Origin of the sequence: Anabaena sp. CCY 9402-a, from assembly GCF_963920945.1 — a bacterium.
In the GTDB taxonomy this organism is placed as follows: Bacteria; Cyanobacteriota; Cyanobacteriia; order Cyanobacteriales; family Nostocaceae; genus Trichormus; species Trichormus minutissimus.
This window is the reverse complement of record NZ_CAWUDL010000138.1, coordinates 1-7,379: the sequence shown is the minus strand read 5'-3', so window position 1 is coordinate 7,379 and position 7,379 is coordinate 1. Positions and strand designations below refer to the sequence as shown.

Annotated in this window: 7 protein-coding genes; 3 read left to right on the top strand and 4 right to left on the bottom strand. The window is 41.4% G+C overall.

Going from position 1 to position 7,379, the window contains the following annotated elements:
• The first annotated feature begins 84 nt into the window (after window positions 1-84).
• Together ACM0OR_RS27280 and ACM0OR_RS27275 are read left to right on the top strand one after the other, a co-directional pair.
• Window positions 85-252 carry a hypothetical protein gene (locus tag ACM0OR_RS27280; protein WP_414579535.1) on the top strand — a complete coding sequence of 56 codons (168 nt, stop codon included), beginning with the start codon at window positions 85-87 and terminating at the stop codon, window positions 250-252.
• Between the two features lie 317 nt (window positions 253-569).
• Window positions 570-713, top strand: a complete 144-nt coding sequence (locus tag ACM0OR_RS27275) for a hypothetical protein (RefSeq protein WP_414579534.1) — start codon at window positions 570-572, stop codon at window positions 711-713.
• A gap of 7 nt (window positions 714-720) precedes the next feature.
• Here the strand turns inward: ACM0OR_RS27275 and ACM0OR_RS27270 are convergent, their stop codons facing one another.
• The 4 genes from ACM0OR_RS27270 to ACM0OR_RS27255 form a co-directional block, all read right to left on the bottom strand.
• Window positions 721-2,850 carry an NHLP family bacteriocin export ABC transporter peptidase/permease/ATPase subunit gene (locus tag ACM0OR_RS27270; protein ID WP_414579533.1) on the bottom strand — a complete coding sequence of 710 codons (2,130 nt, stop codon included), beginning with the start codon at window positions 2,848-2,850 and terminating at the stop codon, window positions 721-723.
• Window positions 2,851-2,904: 54 nt separating this feature from the next.
• The gene (locus ACM0OR_RS27265; protein ID WP_414579532.1) at window positions 2,905-5,328 is read right to left on the bottom strand and encodes a GH116 family glycosyl hydrolase; all 2,424 of its coding nucleotides are present in this window, start codon (window positions 5,326-5,328) and stop codon (window positions 2,905-2,907) included.
• Window positions 5,329-5,437: 109 nt separating this feature from the next.
• Window positions 5,438-5,806 (bottom strand): hypothetical protein, encoded by a 369-nt coding sequence (locus ACM0OR_RS27260; protein ID WP_414579531.1) that lies wholly within the window; start codon window positions 5,804-5,806, stop codon window positions 5,438-5,440.
• A gap of 20 nt (window positions 5,807-5,826) precedes the next feature.
• Window positions 5,827-6,207, bottom strand: coding sequence for a papain fold toxin domain-containing protein (locus ACM0OR_RS27255; protein ID WP_414579530.1), 381 nt, complete (start codon window positions 6,205-6,207; stop codon window positions 5,827-5,829).
• Window positions 6,208-6,426: 219 nt separating this feature from the next.
• Between ACM0OR_RS27255 and ACM0OR_RS27250 the strand changes: the two genes are divergently transcribed.
• Window positions 6,427-7,152 carry a PEP-CTERM sorting domain-containing protein gene (locus ACM0OR_RS27250; protein WP_414579529.1) on the top strand — a complete coding sequence of 242 codons (726 nt, stop codon included), beginning with the start codon at window positions 6,427-6,429 and terminating at the stop codon, window positions 7,150-7,152.
• Window positions 7,153-7,379 lie beyond the last annotated feature (227 nt).

The window sequence follows — 7,379 nt, the reverse complement described above, 5'->3', positions numbered from 1 at the left end:
TTGGCGAATTCCACCTTGATTATCGCTCCTTAATATTTAGATGCGTTCGCCCTGGAACATATACTCAATACCATCCAAGAAAAAATGAAAAAAAACAACAATCATAAAGAATCCAGACTCTCTCAATTGAGTCCAGAGTCCAAGCTTCTCTCAGCAGAATTAACAGTAGTAGTAGGAGGAGTGAGAAGGGGAGAGGGTGGAGGTGATGTAGCAATGGAAGAACTAAGTTTGAGCTGTGAAGAACTACATTAAGGGAGAAGAACGGTGATGTATTTCCTTAGTGAATTATCCTCATAAGATCAACAAAATGAAAAACAACAAACAAAAACTAACACATCCACAACAGCTAAACCTCAAGAAGGTGTTACAGTTTCAGCTACTCTATTTGGAATAGTCATAATTATCCAGTAAATTTAGAATAGTGTTTTCAACATTTCGGGATCAAAATTGTTTATCAAACTTAACAAGAAGCCGTCACTTTTTTTGAGAAATATAACGGCACTTACACAATTACCTTGATTTTTTCTACAATAACAGAGACATTTATATTCGTTAGTAAGGTAAGAGCAATGAAAAATAAACAACAGATCAAAACCAACAAATCTAAAGAAGACCAGGCGAGTCAATTACCAAAACTTCAACAACTCAATTTTTCTCAGCTTGATGACGTAACTGGTGGTCTTGTTCTTCTGTTTGCGAATCCGTTTGCTTAACTGAATATCACCCTTCGGAACGAACCAACCTCTCATACACTCCCCCTTCTTGCCACAATTCTTCGTGAGTACCTCTCTGTACCACCTTCCCCTGTTCTAAAACAATAATCTCATCACAATCCCGAATCGTACTCAAGCGGTGCGCTACCAGAATACAACTACAGTTGCGTTGATGCAGATTTTCTACAATAATTTGCTCTGTCTGGGTATCTAAAGCAGAAGTCGCCTCATCCATCACTAAAATTGCCGGATTCTTCACTAAAGCACGGGCAATTTCCAAGCGTTGTCGCTGTCCTCCACTGAAGTTTACACCACCTTCTAGCAGTTGACCATCATACCCTCCCGGAATTTGTGCGATCGCTTCGTGAATTACTGCATCTTGACAAGCTTTGACAAGTTGCTCATCTGACACAGTGTCATCCCATAAAGTTAGATTATCCCTGACTGTACCTCCAAACAGAAAAATATCTTGTTCCACCAGTGATAAGGAACTCGCCAACCTTTCTCGTGGAATCTCGCTTCTGGGAGTTCCATCGAAGAGAATCTCGCCCTCCCAAGGTTGATAAAGTCCACAGATCAATTTAGCTAGGGTAGATTTGCCCGAACCACTCGCACCTACTAAAGCTACTCTTTGTCCTGGTTGCAAAGATAAACTGAAATGTTCAATCAACGGCGGATCAACATGGGAGTAACCAAAGGTGACATTCCGTAATTCCACATAGCCTTGCAATTTTGAATGTAAGATTTTAGATGGGTGATTTACGATAACTTCCGACTTTTCCACCTCTGGATCAAGCGAATTGCCTAAGACATCATCTAAACGATTCAAATCCCCTTCTAATTCCTGGAGGGTACTACCGAAATCTACTAAGGTATTCACCGGCTGCTGAAAACTCAGCATCAAACTTTGAAATGCTACTAACATCCCGATGCTGAGGTTGCCATCCATGACTCGCCAACCCCCAACTACTAAGATAAACATAGAGGTTAAAGAGTTGAGTAATATTGGCAAAACTCCTAATATTTGGTTGGTAACTGCCAACTCCTGCTGGGCGTTGATGGCTTTGGCATAATAACCAGACCATCGAGAAAAGAAATCCGACTCTAACGCCGATGCTTTCAATGTTTCTATACTCTGAAGTGCGGCAATACTCACTCCATCGGCTTTCCCCCAATCTTGCACCAAGCGCATATTAGCATCTACCCGTTGTCGTGCTACCCACTGCAACGTTAATCCATTGATAGCAGCAAAACAGATGCCAATTAACGTCAGTAACCAGTCATAAGCGAACATCACTAAGGCATAAAATAACACCATCACCACATCAATGACAGTAGTTGCCAATTGACCAGAAAGCACCTGAGCCACTTTATTATTTAAACTGGCGCGATTGCTGATTTCTCCTGCATATCTTTGGGCATAAAATCTGACAGGCAATCTGAGAATATGCCATAGGAAGCGAGTAGACGTTGCTGTAGCCAGCTTAATCCTCAGCTTTCGCAAATAACGCAGTCGCAACAGGGTGAGTAACCCTTGAAATACCGTAGTGAGAATCATCCCTAAAATTAGAGGACGCAACCATTCGGTACGATTTTCCACCAAAACCTGATCCACAAACACCTGACTGAAGACCGGAATCGCTAAACCAGGCAGTACCAGCAGAAATCCAGCTAAAACACAGTAGAGAATTGCAGCAAATGAACCCTGTAATCGGTCGATTAAGCCTGAGATAACATTGGGTTTGCGACCCCCTGCGGAAAAATCTTCTCCCGGTTCTATTACCAGCACAACCCCAGTAAACCCCTCGTCAAATTCCTCCCAAGAAATTTTGCGGAGGCCAGTAGCCGGATCATTGAGGAATACCCAATGTTTACTCCAACCTTCCACCACCAGAAAGTGATTGAAATTCCAAAAGACAATATAGGGAGGATATAATTTTTGCAGTTGTTCTAATTGTTCGGCCTTAAAGCCATCGGCTTCCATTCCGTAACGTCTAGCAGCCAGGATCAGATTGGAGGCTTTGCTACCGTCACGAGAAACGCCACACTCAATGCGGAGTTCGGCTAAGGGGACAATACGATCATAATAAGCCAGAATAATAGCTAGGGAAGCCGCACCACATTCGACAGCTTCCATTTGAATTACAGTAGGGGTTCTAACACGCACTTTTAGGCGGTATCATAATTAAGTTCAACCTATCGTATCAGAAAACTTCTTGTCTCTGGCAAAGAAATAAATTGCCCAAATAGCCATTGCTCGTAAATATGTACTAGCGCGAAAAGTCCCGGCGGGTGTAATAGCTTCCGGTGTACGGAATTGTAACCCATTGCTATAAATTTGCCGCACTACGGCTTGGGTTAATCTTAATGCTTCATCTTTCATCCCCATCTGTAAGAGAAAGGCTGCTAACCCAAAGTTAATTCCTGTCCAGACTTCTAGGGGATGGGTAGCTTTGGGGTTTTCTGGTGAACCATCGGGACGGACACCATTGGCAGCACCGAATTGACCATTGTAGAATTTGAGGAAGCAGGCATCATACACAGTTCTTAAGGCAGAAATGGCGCGATCGCTTGGTACAATATTCGGTAACTTGAGTAAACCAGCGTAGAATTGTCCACACAATTGATCTGCCATCACTACATCTGAACCGCTTTCACTGTCTAGTCGGTAATATTGACCGTTCCAGAGTTTTTCTTGATAGATAGGTAAGGATTTTGCTAACCAAGTCTCATAGGTAGATTTTTGGTTGAGTAATTCTGGCTGATTTTTGATTAAAATATCGCTAATGGCGATCGCTGCTTCTAAGGCTGCCATCCATAAACCACCACAATACGCGCTTACTCCTTGCAGTCGCCAATCATCAAAAGTTTGATCAGGTGCGCCGGAGTTTTCAGGAATGCCATCTCCATCTAAATCAAAGGTTTTGACATAATCTAAAGTCTGGACAATTGCATCCCAACAATCTCTCAAGAACTCCACATCATTCGCACCAGTTAACAGATAATCCCGGTAAACCAGTAAGACAAAATCACAGCCTAAATCTTTCCACAAATTACAGTCTTGATAACTGGTGTAGTTGGTTTTCTCCCAAACGTGTTCATTGGGTGCGCCTAAATCATGGGGTGTTGCACCTATAGATTTACGCACAGCTAGGGGACTTTCTGCGCCGATGGTGTAGTAATAACCAATCACACGGGGGGTATCATCACCTTGGGGAATTGCCCGCGCAAAGGCACGCATTACCGATTTTTCCAGTTCTGGGAACAGTAACAACAGTCCGAAAGAACCGTATAACCTGACATCTAAACTTTCATACCAACGGTAATCTAAACACTCTAGTACAGCAAACTGACCAATAGGATCGTTTTTGGTGGCTGCACTCCAGAGTGTACCCCCACTGGTAAGGTCGTAAAGCTCATTAAATAGAGCCATTTTAAACCAATTGGGCAAGTCTTCCCGGTCGAGAATAGGTTGTTGCCAAGCTTGTATTTTTTCCTGCCAAGTTGGATACTGTTCTAAAGCAGTAGTGGCGATCGCCCAAGCATTGTTCCCATTAGTACCAAAAAAGTCTGTATATCTGCGGTCATAATTCACTCCCGCCGCAAATTCTGTAACTGGGAAATCCCAAGCTAGAACAAAGGGTATTTCTAGACTTTCTCCTGGTTGGAGAGTCAAACGGACTGCGATCGCTGCCCCGATTTGTTCATTTTCTCTGGCTGGGGTAGTATCTATATAATCAGGTAATGAACCATCCAAACCAAAGCTTTGCCATATCTCATCCCCCTTACCATCGGGATGCCAACGGGTATGATGAAAAACTTCTACTTGGGGATGTTTTTTCGTCGCAATACACCAACTCCCCTCACCTTCCTGTAGAGGTTCTGTAATACCCTCCCGTCCTAAAAAGCAACCCAACGCTTGGGGATTTTCCACTAAATAATTGTAATTACCCTGACTCTCACCCAAACGCGGCTGATACTCATAAACTGGACTACCATCATCCCGCATCTTCACCTCTGGAGATTTAAGAGCATTAGTAAACCAGCCCGTCATATTCTGCCAAGTGAGCATAATACTGAGAGTGATAGGTGCATTTGTGGGATTATGAGCCTGCCAAACAAACACCGCCACAGGGTAACTAGTTTCTTGGTAATTATCAGCCCAGATAGGGGAAAACTGCTCACAGGTTAGCTGTGTTTGCAAGACATTTTCATACACAAACCAGCTACGGGGATACAGCGCGTGATATGTACCAGTCTCCTGTGTAGCGGTAGAGGCTGGATACCATTGCACAGATTGCAGACTTCCATCTTCAGGTGCTGTTGTCGCCAAAGCATAAGCTTGGGAGGATGTGCCATGAGATTCAAACACACTAAATTGACAAGCAGGGATATTTTGGAACAGATGCTCACCGCCGTCAATATGCCAGAGGTTAAAATCTCCCCGCGAAGAACGCCCGATGCAGCCAGCACCAAAGCCGCCCAAGGGCATCCCATGCCAAGCTCCATCATCAATATTACTAGCATAGCGAACGGTATAAGGCTTATCCCAGCCTAAACCGATAGGACGATTCCAAGTACAAGCAGGAATTTGCGGGGAGAATTGAGTGGTCATTACCTAGTGTCACAGTGCAGTTATGCTAAGGAAGCTTAACGCGATGTGTCAATTTTCTCAAGTAGAGACTTGGCAATACAACTCAACTTAGAGCTATGGTGTTAATTTGTCAATTTTTTACAGCAATCCCCACTGCTTCAGATACATTATTAACTTCATTGCCATTTAAATCATGATTTCGTTGTTTAAACTCATCCAATAAACTGAAGAACTTTTCAAAACCAGCCTTCTCATCGTGACAGTAAAGCATAATCATCTTCGACCAAGAACTTACCGTTTTTATTCCTAATTTTTTCTGTAACCAAGGTTGAAACTCTCCATAAAAATCTTCTTCCTCTTGAGTATTTTCAATTCCCAGTTCACTGCGAGAACATTCATAACCAACCAAAAACATAAATAAGTCGCTCACAGAAGGACGGCCAATATACATACCTGGTTTAGCTTTAATTTTTGATAAAATTTCATACACTCCGCTCATAATATTTTCTCCTTTAGAAGTTATCTAAACTCTTCTAAATATAATTCACCACTGCGGCAGGAAAAATCATTTATCCACTCATCACGGGGTAATCCTTGACGTGAAAGGTTATCAAAAACTAGCCCTAAAACTTCTAGACCATAATAAATGCCATTATCAGTAATTGATTCACTATCACCGTAACGATTGCTAATTATAAAGAAATCATTTCGCTTTTTAGTTCTGACCTTGAGAATTTTTGTCTCAATTCCATTAGCATCACTCCATGACTTTAATGCTATGGCACATTTGTCACATTCCAGATTGTTAAATTGAGAGGAAATATTGCCGAATGCCTGATAAATTTCTTCAGTAAGAAATTCACAATTACTTGAAGTTATCTTTATACTAGCTTCAAACACAAACCATAGTTTTAAGAAATAACCTAATTAAGCTGATTTGAGTGATTATTTGACTAGTTTTTATTTTCTCAATAAAGAATAGAAACAAGCAACATTATTTTACCTATTCAACACTATAATCATACAAATATTTCATGAAGATTATATGTAAATACGTTGATTTGCGGTCAAGATAGTCATATATTTACTACACGCTGTTCTTTCAGTTTTTGGTGAATTATGAAACATACTTCAGTTTTTTCTGCTTTGTTAGTAGCAGCAAGTTTTTCTGCTGCTAATCCATCTCTGGCTCAAAATGCTGGCGGCGATAATAGCACTACTCCTGTTATCCCTGTTATCTGTTCATCAGGTTTTATCGTATCTTCTTACAGTTCTTGTTCCGGTGCGCTTAGTGGGAATAATGTGGGCAGTGAGATCGACAGGGACGGTGTTGTCATAAGTCCTGATTTACTAGCAAGACTTAACTCTGGTGACAAGTCACTGTTGGCACCACAATACACAAAAGATAGTACAATAGCACTACAACCAGGTAATAATGGTTTTTTTGACTTTACCCAATATCAATGGAGTCTCACCTATTCCGACAACAACAATGGCCCAAAACCAATAACAGTGACTAACCCTGGCTTAAACAGTGGGACATGGAGTATTGCAGATCAGCTTACATCTGCGTTCGCCGTTGCTGTGAAAGGTGGTAACAGCTACAGTGTTTATTTCTTTGATAATTTTGCTAGTGCTGTTTCCAGTGGTGAATGGGATACATTGGGACTTAATAAAATAGATGGTAATACTCCTGGTCATTCCCATATCGACATCTATACCACCCCGGCTCAACCAATTCCCGAACCCATCACTATGTTTGGTATTGGTGTAGGTCTTGTAGGTGGCGGCGTGTTGAAGCAGAAGTACGGCAAAAAGGCTAACAAAGAAAAAGTTACAGCTTAATCAAAAGACTGGTAACTCTGTTTCAGCCAAATTAAAGCTAGGTTCTTGTAACTGTGTGTAATTTGTCAAATAGATATCTTAATTTTTAAGAAAATTCCAATTTGACATAAACCACTAGTATAAAAATTTGAGTGTGTTATCTATTTTTTCTTGAATTTCCCATAATCATAAAAACTGGAGTTTAGACTAAGCAATGCAAGATAACACAGCAGGGCTGAGTGAATCGG